At 44.2% G+C, this 24483-nt stretch carries 16 protein-coding genes; 9 read left to right on the top strand and 7 right to left on the bottom strand.

Annotation, left to right across the window (positions count from 1 at the left end; genetic code table 11):
• Positions 1-70: 70 nt before the first annotated feature.
• From F0229_RS16370 to F0229_RS16350, 5 genes are all read right to left on the bottom strand, one after another.
• The gene (locus F0229_RS16370; RefSeq protein ID WP_171733265.1) at positions 71-1942 is read right to left on the bottom strand and encodes a methyl-accepting chemotaxis protein; all 1872 of its coding nucleotides are present in this window, start codon (positions 1940-1942) and stop codon (positions 71-73) included.
• A 1026-nt stretch (positions 1943-2968) separates the two neighbouring features.
• Positions 2969-3850: an NAD(P)-dependent oxidoreductase gene (locus tag F0229_RS16365; protein WP_004733521.1), complete on the bottom strand. Its 882-nt coding sequence runs from the start codon at positions 3848-3850 to the stop codon at positions 2969-2971.
• A 541-nt stretch (positions 3851-4391) separates the two neighbouring features.
• Positions 4392-6470 carry a DUF4962 domain-containing protein gene (locus F0229_RS16360; protein ID WP_171733254.1) on the bottom strand — a complete coding sequence of 693 codons (2079 nt, stop codon included), beginning with the start codon at positions 6468-6470 and terminating at the stop codon, positions 4392-4394.
• Positions 6471-6688: 218 nt separating this feature from the next.
• A complete protein-coding gene (locus tag F0229_RS16355; protein WP_171733253.1) occupies positions 6689-8467 on the bottom strand; it encodes a transporter in 1779 nt (592 codons plus the stop codon).
• 725 nt (positions 8468-9192) lie between these two features.
• On the bottom strand, positions 9193-9912 hold the full coding sequence (locus tag F0229_RS16350) for a FadR/GntR family transcriptional regulator (protein WP_171733252.1): 720 nt from the start codon (positions 9910-9912) through the stop codon (positions 9193-9195).
• A 266-nt stretch (positions 9913-10178) separates the two neighbouring features.
• Here F0229_RS16350 and phnD point away from each other — a divergent pair, with 266 nt between their 5' ends.
• From phnD to phnE (F0229_RS16330), 4 genes are all read left to right on the top strand, one after another.
• A complete protein-coding gene (gene phnD, locus F0229_RS16345; RefSeq protein ID WP_171733251.1) occupies positions 10179-11135 on the top strand; it encodes a phosphate/phosphite/phosphonate ABC transporter substrate-binding protein in 957 nt (318 codons plus the stop codon).
• Between the two features lie 143 nt (positions 11136-11278).
• On the top strand, positions 11279-12097 hold the full coding sequence (gene phnC / locus F0229_RS16340; protein ID WP_017069947.1) for a phosphonate ABC transporter ATP-binding protein: 819 nt from the start codon (positions 11279-11281) through the stop codon (positions 12095-12097).
• Positions 12094-12969: a phosphonate ABC transporter, permease protein PhnE gene (gene phnE, locus F0229_RS16335; protein ID WP_253821002.1), complete on the top strand. Its 876-nt coding sequence runs from the start codon at positions 12094-12096 to the stop codon at positions 12967-12969. The genes phnC and phnE (F0229_RS16335) overlap by 4 nt, the downstream gene beginning before the upstream one ends.
• 10 nt (positions 12970-12979) lie before the next feature.
• Positions 12980-13810, top strand: a complete 831-nt coding sequence (gene phnE / locus F0229_RS16330) for a phosphonate ABC transporter, permease protein PhnE (protein WP_137001662.1) — start codon at positions 12980-12982, stop codon at positions 13808-13810.
• A 279-nt stretch (positions 13811-14089) separates the two neighbouring features.
• Here phnE (F0229_RS16330) and F0229_RS16325 read toward each other — a convergent pair whose 3' ends face one another.
• Complete coding sequence (locus F0229_RS16325) at positions 14090-16243, bottom strand: heparinase II/III family protein (protein WP_065583811.1); 2154 nt, start codon at positions 16241-16243, stop codon at positions 14090-14092.
• A 2-nt stretch (positions 16244-16245) separates the two neighbouring features.
• On the bottom strand, positions 16246-18453 hold the full coding sequence (locus F0229_RS16320) for a heparinase II/III family protein (RefSeq protein WP_171733250.1): 2208 nt from the start codon (positions 18451-18453) through the stop codon (positions 16246-16248).
• Positions 18454-18786: 333 nt separating this feature from the next.
• Here F0229_RS16320 and F0229_RS16315 point away from each other — a divergent pair, with 333 nt between their 5' ends.
• The 5 genes from F0229_RS16315 (at position 18787) to F0229_RS16295 (ending at position 24416) form a co-directional block, all read left to right on the top strand.
• Positions 18787-19122 (top strand): cupin domain-containing protein, encoded by a 336-nt coding sequence (locus tag F0229_RS16315; protein WP_009846518.1) that lies wholly within the window; start codon positions 18787-18789, stop codon positions 19120-19122.
• A 34-nt stretch (positions 19123-19156) separates the two neighbouring features.
• Positions 19157-20089, top strand: a complete 933-nt coding sequence (locus tag F0229_RS16310) for a sugar kinase (RefSeq protein WP_017061485.1) — start codon at positions 19157-19159, stop codon at positions 20087-20089.
• A gap of 73 nt (positions 20090-20162) precedes the next feature.
• Positions 20163-20789: a bifunctional 4-hydroxy-2-oxoglutarate aldolase/2-dehydro-3-deoxy-phosphogluconate aldolase gene (locus tag F0229_RS16305; protein ID WP_017069898.1), complete on the top strand. Its 627-nt coding sequence runs from the start codon at positions 20163-20165 to the stop codon at positions 20787-20789.
• A gap of 848 nt (positions 20790-21637) precedes the next feature.
• Complete coding sequence (locus F0229_RS16300) at positions 21638-23404, top strand: sodium:solute symporter family protein (protein ID WP_017072458.1); 1767 nt, start codon at positions 21638-21640, stop codon at positions 23402-23404.
• Between the two features lie 247 nt (positions 23405-23651).
• Complete coding sequence (locus tag F0229_RS16295) at positions 23652-24416, top strand: transporter substrate-binding domain-containing protein (RefSeq protein ID WP_017072457.1); 765 nt, start codon at positions 23652-23654, stop codon at positions 24414-24416.
• Positions 24417-24483: the final 67 nt, after the last annotated feature.

Below are 24483 nucleotides of genomic sequence, written 5' to 3'. Positions count from 1 at the left end.
GCTATTGAGTGGCTCTCAGATCAACAACTAAACTTAGTATGTTGATTTTTAAATATAAATATTAGAAAAGTTAAACCTTAAAGCTGCTCATCAAGTCACTAACGCTGCCGTTAAGTGTTTTGATTTCTGCTGATTCAATCAACTGATCTTGGCTTAGCTTATTAAGCTCCTCAACAAAGCTTTCAATCTTATGCATGTTCTTAGCAATGCTCTGAATAAGGGCGTTCTGCTCAACAGACGAACCCGAAATATCGTTATTAAAACGACTTACCGTTTCCATCTGTTCCGTTAGCTTGGCCAACATATTTACCGCTTGAACCACTTGGGCACGCGTCATTTCACAGTTACTTTTGGTCAACTCAATCGATTTAACCAAACCATCTGATTTAGACTGCAAGCCAGACAGCGCTTCATCAATTTCAGAAGTACTGATTTGAGTTCGGTTGGCTAACGCACGGACTTCATCAGCAACCACCGCGAAACCTCGGCCATGCTCACCCGCTCTCGCCGCTTCAATTGACGCATTCAATGCCAGCAAATTAGTTTGTTCCGCAATTCCTCCAATCACAGACACGATAGACTGGATGCTCTGCGTTTCATTCGCCATTGAGCGAATATCATCAGAGGTGGTGCAGACTTGCTTCTCAAGATCACTGATATAGGTTTCCGTCACGGTGTTAATTTGTTTCGTCTCATCACTGAACACAGCGGCCTCTCTTGCTGCTTCTGCCGCCGACTGAGAACTCTTCTCGACTTCGTTTGATGCTTCAGATAAGCCGTTAATTGCAGAGACCACTTGAACCGTTTCATCAGTGTGAACTTTCAGTACATCGCTGGTTTCTTTACAACCTTCACGAATACTCAGTACCTTAGTATCGAGATCCGAGTTCTTAAATTTGACGTCCTTAACCATCTCTTGCAGACCAATGATGAACAAGTTGATGTCTTTGGCGATATGCCCTAAGTCATCATTCCCCTTCTCAACAAGCCTTTGAGTCAGGTCTCCGTTACCTTGAGATAGATCGTGGACGATTTTTCTCAGTGACACGATTGGGCGGTAGAAGCGATTCAGCAGTAAAATCATCAATATCACCGAGCCAAGCACACATGCCACGATAAGGATACGCGCACTCGACATCACGCCATTCAACTGATTGAGCGCGAGTTCAGGATCGATACTAGATATCATGTACCATTCTTTCTGGCTGCCAATATCCACTTTCTTGGCCATCAAAATTCTCTGGTTGCCATCAATCACACCCTCAATGAATTGGTCAGGCTGTTCAATGGCACTATTGAGTCTCATCTGAGTATCTGCAGAAGATATATTGCTTTGCGGAAGTACGTTTTCTATTGTGGATGCAATTACCATCCCTCTCTCATCCACGATGATACCTTTGGCTTCGTAGATGCTATCTAGCTGTTTGAGCTGAGTTTCCAAATCATCAAATCGAATGTCTGCCATGATGACGCGATCTTGATAGGTGTAAGTCACACCAATCATAGGTACTTGAGTACTCTTGGTGAAAAACAGATCACTAAAAGATAAACCTGATTTCAATTTCGCTTGTTGATACCAAGGACGAGTCGTTGGGTTGTATTTTTCTTTGATTCCAACACCGTTTGGGAAAGACTCTGAAGGACGAGAAGTGTAAGAACGACCATCATCAAAACCCACTACAATCTTGTCAATACCACCGAGCTTAGCGGCAAAATGCATCAGCGCTTCGTTTGGTACTTGGTATGGGGATTTCATGAACTCTTGTGCAACGGAATTGACCGTATCGATGGTGCGCTGGACGGTGCTTTCAATCTGATTAATTTCTATCGTTAACGAGTGATCAATCTCGTTATAAATCGTTTGGTTTACTTGATCAGTCGCCAAGTTAAGCGTGAACCAGTTCGTAAATGCCAAGGCACTGGAACTGACGATCGCCACCATTAAAATCAATTTTCCTTTAAACCCTAGAGACAATTTTGAATTCATAAAACTCATAATCCATATCAACCTATGTCTATTATTTTTATCCGAATGAAATGGTCATTTTTTAGATATTCGAAGATACGGGAAGCAAAACTTGTTCATGCCGTTCCATCGTCACAACCATCAATTTAACTAATATTGTATGTTTAATTTACTGCACTTTCTGTGAGCAATCTTGACATATCAAAACTGGTTAAAATCACCCTGTGACATAGGTATCATTTATGAGTTTGAACTTTTAACATGATTAGAAAGGAATAATTAACCAATTAAAAATGATCAACTTTCAGATGATTACCTCACAACTTCGCCGATAATGCCTCCACTCAAATTATTCATATCACTTTCGGTCACCTGACTAGGAAAGTGAGCCTTAGGTCACATTTTCACTAACCAACCATTCACTCAAGGCATTCAATCTTAAAATTTATTTGTAATACAATAAGCCTTAAGTTATGGTGTATTTGAATCATAACTTAAGTTCTTTCTGGATGCTTTTGTTCAGTTCAAAGTGATAATTGAAGCAGCCGCTTTAAGGTCATTGAACTCGTTTAACGTAGAAACTGTCGGGGGATCTCGTTATTCGTTTTTTCACTTTCTATTGATCATTTGTTTTTCCAGACGGCTCGTCCGAACATGCCCATACAGTCACCAGCTGTGTGGGTTTTTTTTACTTTCTTTTCAGACCCGATATACGAGCGGTGTTAAGCCATCGCCAACAATCAGTTAAGTGCACTGGTTTAAGCTTGCGAGGAAAAGTGAGTGAGTTGGTGCTAGAAGGCTTTGAATTTACAAATAGATATAGAAACAAAAATAGGAATTGAGGCAGTAACAAAGTTGAACAGAGTTTTGAGTAGGTGTAGCTGAGGAAGTAGAAGAGTTTAACGAGGGAACAAAGGGTTGGGTATGGCAGATAAAAACGAACCTCGCTGAGGTATCGCCGCCTAAAAAGACAGGCAATACCCTAGCGAGGTCGTACGTCGATTACTTCTCTAGTTTAGCGAAGTAGTCGAAGATTACTGGTACGTCGTTGTTACCCATTCCTGCGTCAACAGCAGCTTGTAGGCTAGTTGCAGTACCTTGAGCAATTAGAGACTCAGTACCTAGCTCTTCACAAAGAGCAAGGAAGTAACCAAGATCTTTGTTAGCGTTAGCAACAGAGAAACCTAGCTTCTCTTCGCCGTCTACTGCGTAGAACTTACAGAATTGCATGAATGGTGAGTTAGATGGACCTGCAGACATGATGTCAAACAGTTGTTGGCCATCAACACCAGCGCGTTGAGCAACAGCGAAAGCTTGAGACATAGTCGCAACAGTCGTCATACCCATGAAGTTGTTTACAAGCTTAGTAACGTGACCAGAACCTAGAGCACCTAGGTGGAATACGTTTTCGCCTTGCTCTTCAAGAACAGGTTTAACTTTGTTGAAAGTTTCCATGTCGCCAGCAGCCATGATGTTCAGAAGACCATCTTTAGCGTGTGCAGGAGTACGGCCTAGAGGTGCGTCGATCATGCCCGCGCCTTTTTCAGCTAGAGCTGCGCCGATTTTCTTAGTAGAAGCAGGGATAGAAGTACCGAAGTCTACTAATACTGCGCCTTCTTTGATGCCAGCTAGAACGCCGTCTTCGCCGTAAACGATTTTTTCAACAACAGCAGAAGTTGTAAGACAAAACTGAACGATATCACTTGCAGCCGCTAGTTCTTTAGCAGAAGTGAATGCAGTTGCGTTGCCGCGATCTGTAACGCGAGCAACAGCTTCAGCGCTTAGATCCATTACGTTTACGTGGTAGCCGCGCTTTTGTAGGTTTTCAACCATGTTGCCGCCCATAAGACCTAGGCCAATGAAACCGATTACAGGTTTAGTCATGTTCAAACTCCAAATATAGTATTGTATGATTATATGGTCATTATAATAACGACGTCTTTTCCGTTACGCAATAGTTTTAGGGTAATCCTTCAATGCTTAGACGCAAGTTGTGACGGGGATTCACTTTACGAGAAAATATGGTCACGCTTTGTACTTACAAGAGCGATATCCCAATCAAAAAATAACCTATTGATGAAATAATGCACTCTAAATGTCATACGATTAATGAGAATAAGCCACTCCAATAACGATTATTAACCTGCCGTCCCTTTTTTCAGACAAGATTAAGGCTGCCCACTGTCAGTAGTTGACAAATTATTGGAAGACAGTCACTGCCCTAGCCTTAGTAAGGTTTACTGAACACGGGTTTTAAACCAAGTTTTGTCGCCACTTACTAAGCCTGGCACTCTTGCTACTTAGCCTCTAACTAACCAACGCAACCTCTTCCCACCTCGTAGGCTACTGCCTGTTCTGTGCAAACAAAAAAACTCCGAGCTTTCACTCGGAGTTTTTAGTATCTAGCTTCTGTTACTTCAGCGAATTACAGTTCGATTGAAACTGTTTCACCGTCAACATTTAGCATTAGCGTGTTGCCTTCAAGCTTGTGAGACACTTCAACTTGCTCGCCTTCGTTCTTATTAGGAACAAGAAGCGTCAGGATGTTGTGCTCTTTCGATGGCTTGAATTCCACTTCAACGTGACGGTGGATTTCAAGATCTTTGAACTCGTATGGGTCAACTTCGCCAAAACCTTCAACATTCTTAACTGAAGTGATGTTGTCAGCTGATTCGTTGATGAAGTTTACGTCTAGGTGTGCAACTTCGCCACGGATAGTGAAAGACTTGTCTGCCACTTCGTTTGCGAAAGTTGTGTGCATTAGCCAAGTCATGTCTTTCTCTTCAGAAAGCGTTGCCTTGTCTTGCATTACGAAGACTTTACCTTGAACAAACCAGACCTTACGCTTGTAAGATTCAATTTCAGGAACGAAATACTTGTAAGACGCTGTCGCATCACCTTCAACCATCTTCACATCAGATTCAGTGTCGAAATCAGAGATGTTGCCGCCCGCTTCGATACAGAAGCGATCTTGATGGTTTTCGTAGCCTGTATTCTTGTTCTCGCCATACTGACCTTTACCGCCAAATAGTGGAAGGTTCTTAGAGAACGTTTGACGACGCCATTTCGTGTGCATATCAACACCGAAACCACCGTAGTAGCCAGTGATTGACGCTAGCGTTTCACCGAATGCATGCAACGTGAATGCGTTTTGGTCACCGTGAGAGTGGCTGATTGAGCCAAACGGAGAACATTTGAATACCATGTGAATATGGTTATCACGCTCAGTCATCTTGTTGTGGAATGCAGCCCAACCCGTGATTGGGAATACTTTCAACAGTGGGTCATTCGATGGTGCTTTCTCTTCAGGTGCATCCCAAAGGAAGTTAAAGCGAAGATCATCGTAACCGAAGTCCCACCAACCGAAGTTGTAGAATTTAGTGTGTGCTTCAGTATCACGGCCTTTCAGTTGGTTGTAGTACCAAACATACTCAGGCTTCTGGTTAACACCTGCGTAATGCTTGATGTTGTAAGCCAGTTTTAGACCTGGGAAATCACCGATTGAAGACTGGTCACAGAAGCTCGCGCGCTTAGAGTGAACAGGCATGCAGTAAAGCGGGAAATCACCTGTGTTTTCGTAGAATGTTTTGTTGAACATGTCTACGCCACAGTATGCTTTCAATAGGTCAAATGCTTCGCCTAGGAATGCAGTTTGCGTGTTCCAGTAGTCAGGACCTTCAGCCCAACCGCCGTCTACACCGCCCCATGGTGGGTAGTGTACTGCGTAGTATTCTAGTGCGTATGCAATGTACTCGCCTGCTTTCGGGTGATCGTGGTAAAGCGCGATACACGTTGGGATGATAGCAGAAGAGATAGAACGAACACCGTGGCTGTTCAGTGGGTTGTTCAATAGATCAACCGTCACTTTCAGGTGGTGCATGATTTCGTCTAGACGCTCAATCAAAGCATCTTGAACTTGCTGACGTTCTTCATCTGTGAAGTAGCCGTGTAGCCAGTCGTAACCCCAAGCCATAGCCGCGATAACACGGAAAGCCGCTTCATCGTTATAGCCACGAGAAGTCACGCCTTCTGGATCGTACGTAGACAGTTTTAGAGTCCAAGCTTTTGCTTTAGCAATTAGCGCTTCGTCTTCTTTCACAACACCAGCAATTGCTAGGTTACGTGTCGCGTTTAGTGCCATTTGGCAATCAACGTACATTTGACGCCAGTAAGGACGCCATAGAGAAGCTTTGCCTACCGTGTCAGCTGGGTACGCTTGAGGCTCTTCGAAAGGAGCAGTCTCAAGGAACTTAACTGTCGAGTTATTGTAGAAATCATCAAACATGCAGTGAGCTTCATCAGCTTTCACTTTCGCTTTGAATTCTTCTAACTGATCTGCTTGAACAAGAAGACGTGGACGTGCTTCGCTCAAGTTGTCTAGGAATGATAGGTCGAAGTCACGTTTCTGTACTTCGATAGGGAGTAGGTCTACAAGATTACCTGCTGAAGTATCATTCTCCAGCTTCATCTTCCTGATTGCATCAAGAGATTTTTGGTCGCTCATTCTAACTCACTTATTTTTCAAGTTGATTGAAAGGAATTAGCAATAATATACGTCTTATTGTAGGACAATTGAATATATTTCGATTCGATTGAACCATTTTGTACAGTTTTCGTGATTTAGGTCAGATATCTTCCACCTGACAGTTTTTCCGTGTCGCAGAACAAAAAATGCGACGCCCTTTCGAGTCGTCGCATTCTATTATAAACGTTTTCTATGTATTAGCTTTCGGTTACTGCTTTCGCTTGCTTGCCGCCGTCATCGACCGCTTTAACCAATAGCACACCAACACCACCAACAATCACACCACAAAGAATGAAGACTAGACGTCCCCACATTGGGTTAGTAAGTAGAGCCATTAGCATGATACCGACACCCGCTACCGCAATCAGTTTACCAAGCATTTCACGCTGTTTGTTATCCAGTACTTTCTGTTCTGCTGACTCCGCAACTAATGGAGTAGACAGGTTGCCGAAGAACTTATCAACGTCTGCTTGACGCTTCTCAGTTAATGGCTTGTAGAACAGAGTTGATAGGATGAAGAAACCACCTGTTAGTGTAATGTGAGCAATCAGACCAATAGCTACCTTAACATCAGACCATTCACGGCTTGTTAGCTCTTCTAGACCGAAGATTGAAGACACTATTTCAGCGTTAACAACGAAACCCACGTAGTAAGAAACAAAACCACCAACCACTAGCGTACCCCAACCAGCCCAGTCCGGAGTCTTCTTAATAAAGAAGCCAAGGAATGCAGGAATTGTCATTGGGAAGCCGATCAGTGCGCCTACATACATCATGGTATCGAACAGGCTCAAACCTTTAAGCGAGTTGATGAACTGTGCAATAAGGATGATAGCAATACCAAACACGGCAGAAGTAATCTTAGAAACCGTTACTAGTTCTTTTTCGCTAGCCGTACCTTTACGAACGATTGGTTCATAGAAGTTCTTAACAAAGATACCCGAGTTACGGTTTAGACCAGAATCCATTGAAGACATTGTCGCTGCAAACATCGCCGCAACTAGAAGGCCAACCATACCTGCTGGCATGTACTCTTGTACGAAGTATAGGTAGGCAAAGTCACCCGCTTTCTTACCTGCTTCTGGGTAAGCTGCTGCTAGGTCGACACCTTGACCTGCAATGTACCAAGAAGGCATGAACCAGATAAATACACCACAAAGCATTAGCACACACGCTAGTAGCGCTGCTTTCTTCGCGTTCTTTGAGTCTTTAGCCGCTAGGTAACGGTAAGAGTTAAGCATGTTGTTAGTAATAGAGAACTGCTTCACGAAGATGAAGAATGCCCAAATGCTGAAGATGCTTAAGTAGTTAATGTTGTTACCAGAAAGGAAAGAACCGCCTTCCGCTACAGGGAAGTTATTCACGATTTCACCAACACCGCCACCTTGAACAACAGCAACAACAGCACATGTCACGGTTACTGCCATGATGATAACCATCTGCATAAAGTCAGATGCAATTACCGCCCATGAACCACCCGTTACAGACATTGCCAATACAACCAAACCGGTAATCCAGATAGTTGCTGTCATGTCGAAACCGAAGATACCAGAAGCGATGATTGCTAGTGCGTTTAACCATACACCGGCAGAAACAACACTGTTTGGCATTGAAGACCAAGTGAACACTTGTTCGTTAGTCGCACCGAAACGCATACGAATTGCTTCGATTACCGTTACTACACGTAGTTGACGGAACTTTGGAGCAAAATATGCGAAGTTCATGAAGTAACCAAATGCGTTGGCTACGAAGATGACCGCTACTGCAAAACCATCGTTATACGCTTTACCTGCCGCACCGGTGAATGTCCATGCACTAAACTGGGTCATAAAGGCGGTTGCACCAACCATCCACCACAACATGTTACCGCCCCCGCGGAAGTAGTCACTGGTGGTACTTGTAAATGTTCTAAACATCCAACCTATCGCAATCAAGAATAGGAAATAAATGCCGACAATAATCGTGTTGAGTTCCATCGTGTATCCTTTGTCCGTTGTATTTTGTTACGATGACTATAGGAAATCTCAAACTTTATTTGTAGTACAATAATCCAAATAAGTGATGGCGATCTTATTTTGATTGATTAAGTTAATTATATATATGACATAGGATGGAATATGGCCAATCCATCAAGGCAATTACTGGTGTTTGAGGTAAAAACTCAAAAAACAAGGCCAAAGAACATCACGCCCATTAAAATCAAAGACTTATGAGAAAGTGAGACTTTGCACACTTATTAACAAATACAACCAAACACATATAAATATAAAATCCTCAAAAATAATAAAAGCCAAATCAGAGCTAAATCACCCTCATTTATCACACAATAAACCAGCGTTTTTTATCTATTGAGAGTGGATAATTTCATTAGAATTCTACTTAAATTAATCAATATAGAAGAGGCATACCCAGTTCAAACGATGGTAGATTCAAAATATACAAAAATGAAAAATCATGGATGACGCATAATTATTTGGGGGTCGAGAGTGTCTAAAACGAATATCGAGCGTAATATTATTTTTATTATGATGGTAAAGAGAACGACCGCTAGGCGTATACAAGAAGGAACTGGCTTAAGAAGGAGTTAAGCGGGGGTGAACCAAAACAGTGCCACACATGGTGCAACACGCTTTCTAAAAACAAAAAAGGCATGCACTTGGCATACCTTTTTGACTGGTTCAAATGAAATTGAAAACCGTGTTTAGCTTGCAGTGGCTAAACGGTGGTTAGCATCTTGCAAGTGAGCCGCTGACATTGTACGAGCTTTTTCACTGTCGCCAGCCATAATCGCTTCATAGATTCTACGGTGTTCATTGATACATGTGCTGCCCTCTTCAGAAGAGTGCACGATGAAGTTAACGAACATGGTCGTCAGAATATTGCCGAATGGCAGGTAGAAATCGTTACCTGTTGCATTGAAGATCAAGCTGTGGAAACGAATGTCGATGTTTGTCCAACTTTCTTGGTCAAATACTTCTGCGTCATCCACTTCAACCATCTTCTGGAAGATCTCTGAAAGCTCGATACGTTGCTCAGCAGTCGCAAATTTTGCAGCTAATGCACACGCTTCAGGTTCAATCGCACGGCGAAGGCCTAGAAACTGAGAACAGAATTGGTCTATGTCGGTTAGACCATCCATCCATTCAATCAGTTGAGGATCAAGAAAGTTCCAGTATGCGCGATCCACTACACGAGTACCGATTTTCGGGCGGGACTCTAACAGGCCTTTAGAAGTCAGTAGTTTAACTGCTTCACGAAGTGCCGTACGGCTGATACCAAACTGTTCACACAGCGCCATTTCACCAGGAATAATAGAACCTTGTGGCAGTTCACCAGACAAGATTCCACGAGCGATTTCACGCGCTACTTGCACGTGCAGGCTGCGCTTCGAGCCCGAGATTGAATTAAAAGTGCTAACCATAAGTTCACTTATTTTATATGTTATGTTTATGTATTATTTAAGGATCACTATAACAGGATTTCAACCTAGCGCCAATTGAGTAAATTAGCAACGAGTCGCGTTCTATTAATTTACTCAATGAATCAAACACTTATAAAGCATCTAACTCCACACAGCTAGAAACATTATGTTACACCATTCATAAATCCGTCATCAAAACGCATCGGTTCTGTCATCCTCGATTTCTATACTCCCTTCCCAAAAAATCACTCAATTGGACTGAAATAATGAAACCGACAAAAACAAATCTCACGCTTAAGAGCGCTATTACTGCTGCGCTGATTTTTTCTGGTTCTGCATTAGCAATGGATACACGATACGAAGACCGCTCTGGTAACTTGGTCGCCGATGTACCTCAAGATGAATCACAATGGGTGGATCCAAACACGCTAATTTTTGCTTACACGCCAGTTGAAGATCCTGCAGTATACGCTGATGTGTGGAGCGAGTTTTTGAGCCACCTTGAAAAAACAACGGAAAAGACGGTTCGTTTCTTCCCTGTTCAAAATAACGCAGCTCAAATTGAAGCAATGCGTTCAGGTCGCCTACATATCGCAGGTTTCAACACAGGTTCTACACCACTAGCGGTTAACTGTGCAGGCTTTGCCCCATTCACAATGATGGCTGCAAAAGATGGCTCTTTCGGTTACGAAATGGAAATCATCACTTACCCTGGTTCTGGCATTGAGAAAGTGGAAGACCTAAAAGATAAGAACCTAGCGTTCACATCACAAACGTCTAACTCTGGCTTCAAAGCACCTTCTGCTATTTTGGACGCTGAATACCAACTTCAACCTGATCGAGATTTCAAACCAGCATTCTCTGGCGCACACGACAACTCTATTTTGGGTGTGGCGCACAAAGATTACGATGCTGCAGCAGTTGCTAACTCAGTATTGAACCGCATGCTTTCACGGGATGTTGTGAAAGAAGACCAAATCAAGAGCATCTACAAATCTCAAACCTTCCCGACTACCGCTTACGGCACAGCGCACAACCTGACGCCAGAGCTGCAAGAGAAGATTCAAAAAGCGTTCTTCACTTTCGATTGGGAAGACACAAAGCTTCAAGAAGAATTTAAACGTAACGGCGAAGCGCAGTTCGTTCCTATTACTTACAAAGAGCACTGGGAAGTGATCCGCACTATCGATACGGCAAACAAAGTCTCTTATACGTGTAGCTAACTGCAACCGAACTAAAAAGCCAATCACACACTGATAAAACTAACTGCAGGTGTAATCGCCTGCAGCTATTCACCACTCTTTCCGGTTTACTTTCCATGCCTGTCTCAGGCGAACTCTTAGTACACCGCTCTTATAGGAATTATATGTCTACTCTTACCCTTAAAGGGCTTACCAAGCACTACTCCAGTTCTGATAAAGCCCTTACCAACGTTAGCTTGTCGGTCAATGCCGGTGAAGTGGTTGGTTTAATTGGTCCATCTGGTGCGGGTAAATCAACGCTTATCCGTTGTATTAATCGGCTCACCGAACCCACCAGCGGCGAAGTGATCTTTTCCAATACCAATCTAGAAACGCTGTCTAAGCGACAACTGAGACAATCACGCCGTGAAATCGGGATGATTTTCCAAGAGTACGCGCTGATTGAGCGTTTGACGGTGATGGAAAACGTACTTTCAGGACGTTTGGGTTACGTGAATTTCTGGCAAAGCTTTACTCGCCGTTTCCCTGAATCGGATATCCAAGCCGCTTATGCGCTACTCGACCGTGTTGGATTGTTAGAACACGCCAATAAAAGGGCCGATGCTCTGTCGGGTGGTCAGCGTCAACGTGTTGGTATTGCACGTGCACTTGCTCAGAAACCGAAATTACTGTTGATTGATGAACCAACGGCCGCACTTGATCCACGTACAGCGCGCCAAATCATGCGACTGATCAGTGAGATTTGTTCAGAGCAACAGCTCCCTGCCATCATCAATATTCACGATGTTCAATTAGCAAAGCAGTTTGTTGACCGTGTTGTCGGCTTGAATGCAGGTTGTGTCGTATTTGATGACAAACCAAACCTGCTCACTGAAGATGTTTTAACGCAAATCTACGGTGAAGAAGACTGGAGTCAACAAGCAGAAGAAGAGGCCGATGACCTCATCATCACAAGCCCTCGCCTATCTGAGGCAACAATATGACTCAACCATATCCAAATCAAGTTCAGCAGCATTTAAAGTCAGCACAACAACACTTAAAGTCAGGAAAACAGAATTCCAAACAATACCCGACACAGTGGACAAAGCCGCCACTGATTTCTAGCCCATGGCTGCGCTGGAGCTTAATCATCATTGTAGCGGTTTACTTGTACCTTGCGACTCAATCGGTACACGTCAACTGGACTCGAATTTACGAAGGCAGCGAACGCGGCTGGCAGTTCATTTTGGCTTTCATGAACCCAGATTTTGGTGCCCGTTGGAACAACATCTCACAAGGTTTGATTGAGAGTTTAACCATGACCCTCACATCGACCGTGGCGGGTGTCCTTCTTTCAATTCCATTCGGGTTAGGCGCAGCGAAAAACCTTGCCCCTACGCCTGTTTACTTGTTCTGTCGTGCGTTTATTTCGGTTGCGCGTAGCTTACAAGAAATCATCGTAGCGATTCTGTGTGTTGCTCTATTTGGCTTTGGTACGTTTGCGGGTTTTGTCACGCTCACCTTCGCCACCATCGGCTTTCTCGCAAAACTGTTTGCCGATGAAATTGAAGCCATTGACCCAGCACCACTCACCGCAATGCGTGCAACGGGCGCGAGTTGGTTACAACAGGTGAATTACGCAATTCAAGCACAGGTGATGCCGCGCTTCATCGGACTTTCTATGTACCGACTCGACATCAACTTTCGTGAGTCAGCCGTGATTGGCATTGTTGGCGCAGGTGGTATCGGCGCAACGTTAAACACAGCAATGGACCGTTACGAATACAGCGCAGCAGCCGCTATTCTATTGATTATTATCGTGATTGTGATGTTGTGTGAATACCTATCAACCATCATCCGTAAGCATGTGCAGTAAGGAACGACCAATGAGCACGCTAAATGAAACACCGACAAGCGCCATCAATCGTACCCAATGGCAGCGTTACGACAGTAAACAGAGCCTCATCCTTTGGCTGGGCTGGCTTTGCTTTGTTGCTTTGACAGTATTCGCATGGCAAGTCATGAACAAAGATACGATTTGGTACTTTGTGACTGACTCACCCAACCAATTTGCTGATATCTCTTCACGTATGTGGCCACCAAGATGGAGCTACTTAGAGTCTCTTTGGAGTCCGTTGTGGGACACCATTAACATCGCGACACTTGGCACACTGTTAGGGATCGTACTCGCGTTTCCAGTAGCGTTCTTAGCTGCACGTAATACAACGCCAAGCATGACGTTTATCAGACCTATCGCGCTGTTCATCATCGCGGCAAGTCGTTCAATTAACTCGTTAATTTGGGCATTGTTATTGGTAGCAATCATCGGCCCAGGCTTGTTGGCCGGTATCATTGCGATAGCGCTACGTTCAATTGGCTTCGTGGCGAAGTTAATGTATGAAGCGATTGAAGAAGTGAATGCAACACAGATGTCTGCAATCCAATCGACCGGAGCTTCTCCGCTGCAGGTATTGAACTACGGCATTCTTCCGCAAGTGATGCCAAGTTTCATCGGCACGAGCTTGTTCCGTTGGGATATCAATATTCGTGAGTCTACGGTTTTAGGCTTGGTCGGCGCTGGCGGTATCGGCTTGAAATTGCAAGAATCGATGGCGATGCTGGCATGGCCTCAAGTGACTGTGATTTTCTGTGCGATTCTAGTGACGGTCATCTTCTCCGAATGGGTGGCAGCCAAAGCAAGAAAAGCCCTTATCTAAATAATAAAAACAACGTCAAATAGACGGTTAGCTAAGATCAAAGCCTACTCACTGAGTAGGCTTTTCGTTTGTTGAAACGTTCTATTCTGTTTCTTACACACATAAAAAAACCGAGCAACTCGCAATGAGTTACTCGGTTTGACTTATTCCCGATGTATTCAGTCGTTGTTGGTATCAACGAACGATTTTGCAATCACGACTGAATTCAATGTGACGCTTCGTTCCCGCAAAGCACCACATCAGTACACACCATCGTTAAATGGTATGTGTGTTGATCATTTACAGTTGAGCAAATGATCCTTCCCACGAGTATGTCTCACCCGCAAACTCAACAGTGTGAGTTGCTTGCTGCGTGTCTTCAGCTTGGTTTGAGATACCGTAGTGGTAAGTGTTACCAGAAGTAGTCTGAATGCGAACAACAGTCCCGACACTGTTATGGCCCACAACAGATACTGATTTAACTAGACCACGAGCGCCTACAGAGGCTTCGATAGACTCGTTAAAGTAACCATGCGTTTCTAGTACAGAAGCAAACACGTGGTTTTGACCAGACTGACGTAAGATGAACGCAGGCTCACTCTTAAGGTTGAAGTCTGGATCGTTAGCACCAGTGCGAGCAAAAATCACTTCGCTGCCCGCATTCGCGCTAGTTACTAGGCTGTAGTAGCTGCTGTCATGTAGCCAGCTTACTAAAGAACCTTCTTCGTTTACTTTGCCTGAAGCCACGTTCCATAGATGTTGGTAACCGTTGTCTTCACCTAGCGGCTTAAGCGTTTTTTCCATGTTGTAATCAAAGTCAGTACGGATGATCTGGCCAGAGTGGTGAACTGGTAGGTCGTACTGGTGCTCAGCGTCAGCTTCGATGCGGTACACATCAATCACTAGCGGTTTTTCGAACTCAGGAAGTTCAGCAAGAATCACGCTGCGTTGCATGTCTACGCCAGTGTAGTACTCAGAAATAGTGCCGCTCATGCCTTGTAGAGACTGGTCGTCTGCTACGAAGAAGTGCTTCTGACCAAACTTAGACTCAGCCAATGCTGTGTTGAAGTTGTTCTGCGTTTTCTGATCAACCGTTACTGTGTTGTGAGCAACCGTCTGCTTACAGTAAGACTTGTTCTCTGGAATGTAACGACCGCCAAACTTAGGCTCAACGTTTACCCAGCGACCGAAGCCGTAATCGTGCAGCACTTCGTGGCCACGGTTGAATACGCTTAGGTGCAAGCCATCGTAGTGACCGTGGTCTAGCGCAGAGTGGTACTGGTGGTCTGAACCGTGCTGACCAAACCAGATCAACGCCATTGTGTCGTCGTCTTGCACATCACGGTGACGAAGGATGCTTACGCCGCCTTTTTCGCCTTCAGGCCCGTCTGTTACAAACAGGCTACCCCAGTTGAATGGTTTGATGTCGTCTGCTGCATCAACCGCATCAGACAGTGTTTTACCAGAAGCATGAACCCAAACATTTTTTTGGTGATCAGCCATACCAAGCAGAGTTTCAGTCTGCTCGTAACGGTGGTAACACACAGACGTCGCCATGATAACCCCTTCATCGTTGATAGAAATCGTCTTCGATGAATCGTTCAGAGCAGGCAATGTGCCGTCTGGGAATGCAGTTTTGAATACTGAGTAAGACGTTGTCTTGATCACTGAATCGTTAAATTCGTAAATACCGATTTCTGGCTGACGACGTTCAATCGCTTCTGCGAACAGGTAGATTGGACGCAGAGAGAAACGGTGATAGTAAGGACCTTCCATGTAGTAGCCGTCTGGCGAGAACAGTTGGTCAAGTTGCGCTAGGAAACCGCCGCTTACTTTGTCCAATTTCAGGCCGTAAAGTGCTTTATCTACAGACTCTTGATCGTTGATCGCGTAACCACAGATACCTACCGCCGCCACTGCCCATAAGCCGTGGTTGTGTACGATATCGAAGTCGTGTGCGTAAGTAACAACGAACATTTCGATCATTTGCTTCAGAAGATCGTCTTCGATAAGACGCTTCTGCTCTTCAGAGATAGTGTGGTAAATGCAGCTGTACGCACAAGAAGCGTAAAGCATCCACATGTTCTCGTTCAACGTTTGGTGGAACAGCTTACCCGGAGGGTTAGTGTCACGGCTTACGTTGCTTTCCAATGTTGGGTATACCGTCGCGTACGCAGTTAGCATATCAACGATGTAATCACGGTACTTTGTTTCCTCTGTGATCAGGAACAAACGACCCGCTAGATCCATATGGATGTAGTTTTGCTTGTGACGATTGTGCTCGTAACCGCCACCTTCACCGTGACCTGGTACTTCGATGCCAACTTCTGCCATGTACGCGTCAGTTTGTTTAATGTCACGAGTCAGTGCGTTACCTAAAAGGCTATCCTTGCCAAGTTCTTTACGAAGCTCTGCTGCTTCATCAAAGTTAAGTAAAAGTGGTTGATAGCTCATTATTATTTCCCCTGCTTTGCAGTGCTAAGTTCTTCTGAATTTGTTTCTTGTAAAGTTGTCTCTACTGAGTAGAAGCCTGTCCAGCTGTATACTTTACCGTTCAGTTCTACCTTGTGTTCAGTGTTGTCAGTCGCACCAAGTTGGTTGCTGATCATCACGGTCACATTTGATTTTTCTGTGCTGATTTCGACGACTGAACCTACATTTGTATGCGCGACAACCTTGATGTCTTTCACAACGCCGCGAGCATTGACTGATTGCTCGAACTCTTCGTTGAAGTAACCGTGCGTTTCAAGAACAGAAGCGAACAGTGTTGTTTCACCCTTGCTACGTAGAATGAAAGCAGGCTCTGAGCGTAGGTTGAAGCTTGGGTCATTCGCGCCAGTGCGAGTAAAGATAACTTCAGCATTGTCGTTAGACGTTGCACCTAACCATGTGTAGTAGGTGTTGTTTTGTAGCCAGCTCACAAGTGCCGTGCCATTCACATCACCGCTTGCTACGTTCCATAGGTGTTGGTAACCGAAGTCACTACCCAGCGTGTTCAACTCTTTATTCGCTTGGTATTCAAAGTTAGTACGAACAATCTGACCGGCATATTGGTGCGAGTAATCGTATTGGTGTTCGCCTTCGCCACCTTTCTCAGAATCTAAGCGGTAAAGATCCAATAGTAGCGGAGATTCCAACTCTTCAAGATTTAGCATGAACACGCTGCGTTGCATGTCAAAACCTTGGTAGTGATCGTTAGCAAACGCACTCATGCCGTTGATTTGCTCGTCTTCTACTTTGAAGAAGTGTGGCAAGCCGTGTACTGCATCTGCACGTTCAACGTCAAAGTTGTTCTGACATTTTTCATCAATCGTTACTGCGTTATGTGCAATTGTTTGACGAGCGTAAGATTTGTTTTCGTCTAGGTAACGGCCGCCGAATTTAGGCTCAACGTTCACCCAACGACAGAAACCGTATTCACGCAGTACTTCTTGACCACGGTTGAAGAAAGAAATACCCAGCGTATCAAAGTTACCGTGACCCATGCCGTGTTGGCCGTAGTTCATAACAAGTTGAGAAACGTCGCCTTTCTTATCCTGCATACGGATAAAGCCTTGCGCGCCGTTGTGACCTTGAGGGCCTTCGTTCAATTCAACACTTGGCCAGAAAGGCATGCCGATTTCTTTCTCAGCAGAAGCTGCTTCGTAGGCTTTAGATAGCTCAAGACCACATGGATGCATCCATACTGCGTCTTGAATCTTCGCCATACCCAGAATATTTTGGTCTACGCCGTTTTCAGACGAGTAATGTTTGCTGTAAACGCTCACTGCAACCTGAACACCCATGTCTGTAATGCCCATTGTGCGAGATGCATCGTTCAGAGCTGGGAACTCACCGTTCGGGTAAGCCGTCGCAAGCATGGCTTGTACTGTGTTACCAATCACGCCGCCTTTGTAGTTGTAGATATCCACTTCAGGCATATGACGGTGGATCACTTCCGCGAATACACAAGTTGGGCGAATCGCGTAACGGTGGTAGTAAGGACCTTCCATGTAGTAGCCAGACGGTGCAAACAGCTGAGAAACTTGCGCTAGGAAGCCGCCAGTGTCGTTACGGTCAATGCCGTACACTGACATTTCAAGGTACTCACGCTTGCCAAGAGCAAGACCACAAATACCGACAGCGGCTACAGCCCAAATACCGTGGTTGTGAATTCGGTCGAAGTCGTGTGCGTATTTAACTGTGAACATTTCTAGCATTGGTTCGAAAATACGAGACTCAATATTGTCGCGTTGTTCTTGTGTCAGGGTTGAAGCAACACAAGAGTAAGCTAAGCTTGAGAACATTAACCAGCAGTGTTCGTTCAGGATTTGGTGGAACAAACGACCTGTAGGGTTAGTGTTTTTCTGTACGTGGTAATCAAACGTTAGGTATTTGTCTGCGTACTCTTCTAGTAATTCTGTAACAAAGTCAGCGTACTTTTGCTCTTTAGTGATCAAGAACATGCGACCAGCTAGATTCATGTACGTGTAATTTTGCTTATGGCGGTTATGTTCGTAACCACCAGCCTCACCATGACCTGGGACATCAATAGGTAAACGCATGAATGCTTCTAGATCTTTCGCGTTCGCTGCAATGGTTTTGCCCATTAAGCTAGAACGGCCCACTTCAAGATGAAGCTGCTCGATTTCTGCTTCAGTCAACAATACTGGTTTAGTCGTCATATTCTTTGTCACCCTCAATAAAGAGTTTATCTGCTTAAACTTTGATTAAATTTTCAAACTTCATATAAAGTAATACAATATGAGCTTTAATTATACCTATTCGTCGCTAAATGATGAGTAGAGTCACACAATTAGCCATAAGTCATTGATGTAGCTGACTAATGGTAAATATTGGCCATTTATTAAGTTGTTGATTTATTTACGCTATATAAAGTATCGCTTGATCGATATCACACAAATTTAGATATATTGTATTACAATTGAACTCATTCCCTTATGATGGATGCAAGTTAAGTAACACTTAAAAGATTTAAACAGATTAGGAGATACACAATGAACTCTTTCTTTATCCTAGATGAAAACCCATGGGAAGAACTTGGTGGCGGCATTAAGCGTAAAATCGTTGCTTACACTGACGATCTAATGGCAGTACACCTATGTTTTGATAAGGGCGCGATTGGCCACCCTCATACTCACGAAATCCATGACCAAATCGGTTACGTAGTTCGTGGCAGCTTCGAAGCTGAGATTGAAGGCGAAAAGAAAGTCCTTAAAGAAGGCGATGCTTACTTCGCTCGTAAACACATGATGCACGGTGCAGTTGCACTAGAGCAAGACAGCATCCTTCTTGATATCTTCAACCCTGCGCGTGAAGATTTCCTAAAATAATAAACAGCGCAACCTCAGTTGCTAAGGTAAGCATATGAAATCATTAAACATCGCGGTCATTGGCGAGTGCATGGTTGAGCTACAAAAGAAACAAGACGGGCTTAAGCAAAGTTTCGGTGGCGACACACTAAATACTGCACTTTACTTGTCTCGCTTAACAAAAGAGCAAGATATCAACACGAGCTACGTAACAGCACTAGGCACTGACCCATTCAGTACCGACATGTTAGAAAAGTGGCAAGCGGAAGGTATCGACACTAGCTTAATTGCTCAGCTTGATCACAAACAACCAGGGCTTTACTACATCGAGACCGATGAAACTGGTGAACGCAGTTTCCACTACTGGCGTAATGATGCTGCAGCAAAATTCATGTTTGACCAGGAAGACACACCTGCTCTACTTGATAAGTTATTCTCTTTTGATGCGGTTTACCTAAGTGGTATTACGCTTGCTATCTTGACAGAGAATGGACGCACGCAGCTATTCAACTTCTTAGACAAATTTAAAGCTCAAGGCGGCCAAGTATTCTTCGATAATAACTTCCGTCCAAAACTTTGGGAAAGCCAACAAGAAGCGATTTCTTGGTACTTGAAGATGCTTAAGTACACAGACACGGCTCTACTGACGTTCGATGACGAGCAAGAGTTGTACGGCGACGAAAGCATTGAACAGTGTATTGCACGTACGTCTGAATCTGGTGTGAAAGAGATCATCATTAAACGTGGTGCTAAAGACTGCCTAGTAGTTGAGAGCCAAAGCGCACAGTACGTTGCTCCAAATCCAGTAGACAACATTGTTGATACAACAGCGGCTGGCGATTCGTTCAGCGCGGGCTTCCTAGCTAAGCGCTTAAGCGGTGGCAATGCACGTGATGCAGCGTTAGCAGGTCACATTGTGGCAGGGACTGTGATTCAGCATCCAGGTGCTATCATTCCTCTAGAAGCGACGCCTGATCTGTCTCTATAATTACGCACTTTAACTATTAATCAAGGGTTTGCTTAGTTGAAAGCAAGCCCACATTTAACGTGAGAAAGAATTCATGACGACATTAAATGAACAACTAGCAAACCTAAAAGTAATTCCTGTAATCGCTATCAACCGTGCTGAAGACGCTATCCCTCTAGGTAAAGCACTTGTTGAAAACGGCATGCCATGTGCAGAAATCACGCTACGTACAGAATGTGCAATCGAAGCGATTCGCATCATGCGTAAAGAATTCCCAGACATGTTAATTGGTTCAGGTACTGTACTGACTAACGAGCAAGTTGACGCATCTATCGAAGCTGGCGTTGATTTCATCGTAAGCCCAGGTTTCAACCCGCGCACTGTTCAATACTGTATCGATAAAGGCGTTGCAATCGTACCGGGTGTTAACAACCCAAGCCTAGTGGAACAAGCAATGGAAATGGGCCTTCGCACGTTGAAGTTCTTCCCTGCTGAGCCTTCTGGCGGTACTGGCATGCTTAAAGCACTAACAGCGGTTTACCCTGTTAAATTTATGCCTACTGGTGGTGTAAGCTTGAAGAATGTAGATGAATACCTATCGATCCCTTCTGTACTTGCGTGTGGCGGTACTTGGATGGTTCCAACTAACCTTATCGATGAAGGTAAGTGGGACGAACTAGGCAAGCTTGTTCGTGACGCAGTTGATCACGTTAACGCTTAATCTGTTTTAGATTGAGTGATGAAGCCTCACCTCTGTGGGGCTTTTTGTTATCTGTCATTTATTGCGCTGACTAACCGTAAACACGCTCAATCAACGTTCTGTTTCCCCTATACCCTATCGCCTTTCTCCCTATGGGCTCGTAAAGATCCGTGACTAAGACAGGCAAGAACGAGTAATGTAAGGCTTTCAATCTACGTCAGTATGCATCTAGCGAAGCGTTACTGGTGCCTCCTATCGCCTATCCAGCCCCTTACCCAGCAATGTTCCTTTTCGATACGTCGTCAAACATCTCTCATGGCATGCACTGAAGACCACAATAGACAAAGTGAGCCGCAAAATGTGTCCCGCCCGTCCAGTTTAACGCCCACTCAGTGACAAAAATTCCAAACACGCACCTCTAAAGCACAAAAAATAAACAAATGGCATAGAAAGGCTTCATAGCCGCAGATAAACAGAAAATAGCGAAGTGAAAACAATGAGCTACACTTGAAATCTCAATACAAAAATTTTCAGTATAGAGTTCCAAATTAACGTGAATGTCGTCGCACAACACATCGATTTGTAGCACATTTGTTACGGTTATAATTAAAATCTTATAGATACGGCAAAGTAAGCGCCCTTGTTTATATTGTAATACATATAAACATTTAACCCTCAATTTATTTTAGATCTCAAACAAAATACACTCACATTTAAATTCAATTAAAACAAATACTTACGCGATCACACATTGGCACTAGAAAAATCAATGCGACCTAGATCATACTAAAGACATATTGTAGTACAAATAAAACTTAGGACGCGTTAATCTAAGCCCAGTTAATTATGATATTTAAAAGGCTGAAAAGATGACTATTGATACTTTTGTTGTTCTCGCCTACTTCTTCTTTTTAATCGCGATTGGTTGGATGTTCCGTAAGTTCACCACCTCTACAAGTGATTACTTCAGAGGGGGCGGCAAAATGTTGTGGTGGATGGTTGGTGCAACTGCCTTCATGACACAGTTTTCAGCATGGACGTTTACAGGTGCCGCAGGACGCGCGTTCAATGACGGTTTCGTTATTGTAATCCTATTCTTAGCCAATGCTTTTGGCTACTTCATGAACTATATGTACTTCGCTCCAAAGTTCCGCCAACTTCGTGTGGTAACGGCGATCGAAGCAATTCGTCAGCGCTTTGGTAAAACGTCTGAACAGTTCTTCACATGGGCAGGTATGCCTGACAGCCTTATCTCTGCAGGTATCTGGCTAAACGGTCTAGCTATCTTTGTAGCAGCGGTATTCAACATCCCAATGGAAGCTACCATTGTGGTAACGGGTATGGTTCTAGTATTGATGGCTGTAACCGGCGGCTCTTGGGCGGTTGTTGCTTCTGACTTCATGCAAATGCTTGTAATCATGGCCGTGACAATCACTTGTGCGGTAGCAGCTTACTTCCACGGTGGCGGCTTAACTAACATCGTTGCTAACTTCGATGGCGACTTCATGTTAGGTAACAACCTAAACTACATGAGCATCTTCATCCTTTGGATTGTATTCATCTTCGTGAAGCAGTTCGGTGTAATGAACAACAGCATCAACGCTTACCGTTACCTATGTGCAAAAGACAGTGAAAACGCACGTAAAGCGGCAGGCCTAGCATGTATCCTTATGGTTGTTGGTCCACTAATTTGGTTCCTACCACCTTGGTACGTAAGTGCATTCATGCCTGAGTTCGCTGAGCAATACACATCAATGGGCGACAAAGCCGGTGATGCTGCTTACCTAGCATTCGTACAAAACGTAATGCCAGCAGGTATGGTTGGTCTTCTTATGTCAGCAATGTTCGCTGCAACGATGTCTTCTATGGATTCAGGTTTGAACCGTAACGCTGGTATCTTTGTAATGAACTTCTACAGCCCAATTCTTCGTAAAAATGCGACTCAGAAAGAGCTGGTTATTGTAAGTAAGCTAACGACTATCATGATGGGTATTTTCATCATCGCGATTGGTCTATTCATTAACTCTCTGCGTCACTTAAGCTTGTTCGATATCGTAATGAACGTAGGTGCATTGATTGGCTTCCCAATGCTAATCCCAGTACTACTAGGTATGTGGATTCGTAAGACACCTGACTGGGCTGGTTGGTCTACTCTAGTGGTTGGTGGTTTTGTTTCTTACATCTTCGGTATCTCTCTGCAAGCAGAAGACATCGAGAACCTATTTGGTCTAGAAACAGCGCTTACAGGCCGTGAATGGAGCGACTTGAAAGTAGGTCTTAGCTTAGCTGCTCACGTAGTGTTCACAGGTGGTTACTTCATCATGACTTCTCGCTTCTACAAAGGCCTATCGCCAGAGCGTGAGAAAGAAGTTGACCAACTATTCACTAACTGGAACACGCCGCTTGTAGCGGAAGGTGAAGAGCAACAAAACCTAGATACTAAACAGCGTTCAATGCTTGGTAAGCTTATCAGCACAGCAGGTTTCGGTATCCTAGCAATGGCTCTGATTCCAAACGAACCAACAGGACGCTTGTTGTTCCTACTATGTGGTTCAATGGTACTAACCGTTGGTATCCTATTGGTTAACGCATCTAAAGCTCCGGCTAAGATGAACAACGAGTCAGTTGCTAAATAGCTAAATAAGCAGCTAACAAGTTAAACCAAAATGAAGCCCATGTTATTCGATAACATGGGCTTTTTGTTTGTCTTCGGTTTATCAAAACGGAATATGAAACGCACCTCGATCAATGCTCACAAACCATAGAAATACCTATCTCCTGCCCTCGTTTCATCTTCTTTTCCAACCTTTCCAATGGTTTGATCTCTTTCTCTGATTGTTTCTGTTACTTTGAATGACAACACAAACACAACAGACAATTACAATGAAAAAAACATCACTATTACTTGCTTCCATTGCTCTGGCACTTTCTGGTGTCGCACACGCTGACCAGCTAGAAGACATTCAAAAATCAGGTACTCTGCGTGTGGGCACCACAGGTGACTACAAGCCTTTCTCTTACTTCGATGGTAAAAGCTACTCTGGCTACGATATCGATGTTGCACAGCACATCGCGGAACAATTAGGCGTTGAATTGAAGATTGTTCGTACCACATGGAAAGATCTACTGACCGACCTAGACGACGATAAGTACGACATCGCGATGGGCGGCATTACGCGTAAAATGCAGCGTCAGTTAAACGCGGAACAAACTCAAGGCTACATGACCTTTGGTAAGTGTTTCTTGGTTGCGAAAGGCACCGCAGAACAGTACGACAGCATTGAGAAAGTGAACCACTCTTCTGTTCGTGTGGGCGTGAACATTGGCGGCACTAACGAGATCTTTGCCGACGCGAACTTGCAGAACGCAAGCTTCACACGCTACGAGAACAACCTCGACGTACCAAAAGCAGTAGCGGAAGGCAAAGTTGATGTGATGGTGACAGAAACCCCTGAAGGTCTGTTCTATCAGGTAACTGACGAACGTCTTGAAGCGGCCCGCTGCGAAACCCCGTTCACCAACAGTCAGTTCGGCTACCTGATTCCTAAAGGTGAACAACGTTTGTTGAACACGGTGAACTTCATTATGGATGAGATGAAATTGAAAGGTGTTGAAGAAGAGTTCCTGATCCACAACTCCCTTAAGTAACTCTTTTCAATTTATACCGTAACAAAAAAGAGGCCAGCAATGCTGGCCTCTTTCGTTATGGTTCAAT

Origin of the sequence: Vibrio sp. AIC-3, assembly GCF_013114515.1 — a bacterium.
Lineage (GTDB): Bacteria > Pseudomonadota > Gammaproteobacteria > Enterobacterales > Vibrionaceae > Vibrio > Vibrio crassostreae_C.
Note: the sequence above shows the minus strand (reverse complement) of the source record. Positions and strands in the feature narration are given on the sequence as shown.

Bases quoted from the DNA above. Each gene is read 5' to 3' on its own strand.
- F0229_RS16370 (WP_171733265.1), bottom strand. From the start codon at position 1,942: ATGGTGGCGATCGTCAGTTCCAGTGCCTTGGCATTTACGAACTGGTTC.
- F0229_RS16365 (WP_004733521.1), bottom strand. From the start codon at position 3,850: ATGACTAAACCTGTAATCGGTTTCATTGGCCTAGGTCTTATGGGCGGC.
- F0229_RS16360 (WP_171733254.1), bottom strand. From the start codon at position 6,470: ATGAGCGACCAAAAATCTCTTGATGCAATCAGGAAGATGAAGCTGGAG.
- F0229_RS16355 (WP_171733253.1), bottom strand. From the start codon at position 8,467: ATGGAACTCAACACGATTATTGTCGGCATTTATTTCCTATTCTTGATT.
- F0229_RS16350 (WP_171733252.1), bottom strand. From the start codon at position 9,912: ATGGTTAGCACTTTTAATTCAATCTCGGGCTCGAAGCGCAGCCTGCAC.
- phnD (WP_171733251.1), top strand. From the start codon at position 10,179: ATGAAACCGACAAAAACAAATCTCACGCTTAAGAGCGCTATTACTGCT.
- phnC (WP_017069947.1), top strand. From the start codon at position 11,279: ATGTCTACTCTTACCCTTAAAGGGCTTACCAAGCACTACTCCAGTTCT.
- phnE (WP_253821002.1), top strand. From the start codon at position 12,094: ATGACTCAACCATATCCAAATCAAGTTCAGCAGCATTTAAAGTCAGCA.
- phnE (WP_137001662.1), top strand. From the start codon at position 12,980: ATGAGCACGCTAAATGAAACACCGACAAGCGCCATCAATCGTACCCAA.
- F0229_RS16325 (WP_065583811.1), bottom strand. From the start codon at position 16,243: ATGAGCTATCAACCACTTTTACTTAACTTTGATGAAGCAGCAGAGCTT.
- F0229_RS16320 (WP_171733250.1), bottom strand. From the start codon at position 18,453: ATGACGACTAAACCAGTATTGTTGACTGAAGCAGAAATCGAGCAGCTT.
- F0229_RS16315 (WP_009846518.1), top strand. From the start codon at position 18,787: ATGAACTCTTTCTTTATCCTAGATGAAAACCCATGGGAAGAACTTGGT.
- F0229_RS16310 (WP_017061485.1), top strand. From the start codon at position 19,157: ATGAAATCATTAAACATCGCGGTCATTGGCGAGTGCATGGTTGAGCTA.
- F0229_RS16305 (WP_017069898.1), top strand. From the start codon at position 20,163: ATGACGACATTAAATGAACAACTAGCAAACCTAAAAGTAATTCCTGTA.
- F0229_RS16300 (WP_017072458.1), top strand. From the start codon at position 21,638: ATGACTATTGATACTTTTGTTGTTCTCGCCTACTTCTTCTTTTTAATC.
- F0229_RS16295 (WP_017072457.1), top strand. From the start codon at position 23,652: ATGAAAAAAACATCACTATTACTTGCTTCCATTGCTCTGGCACTTTCT.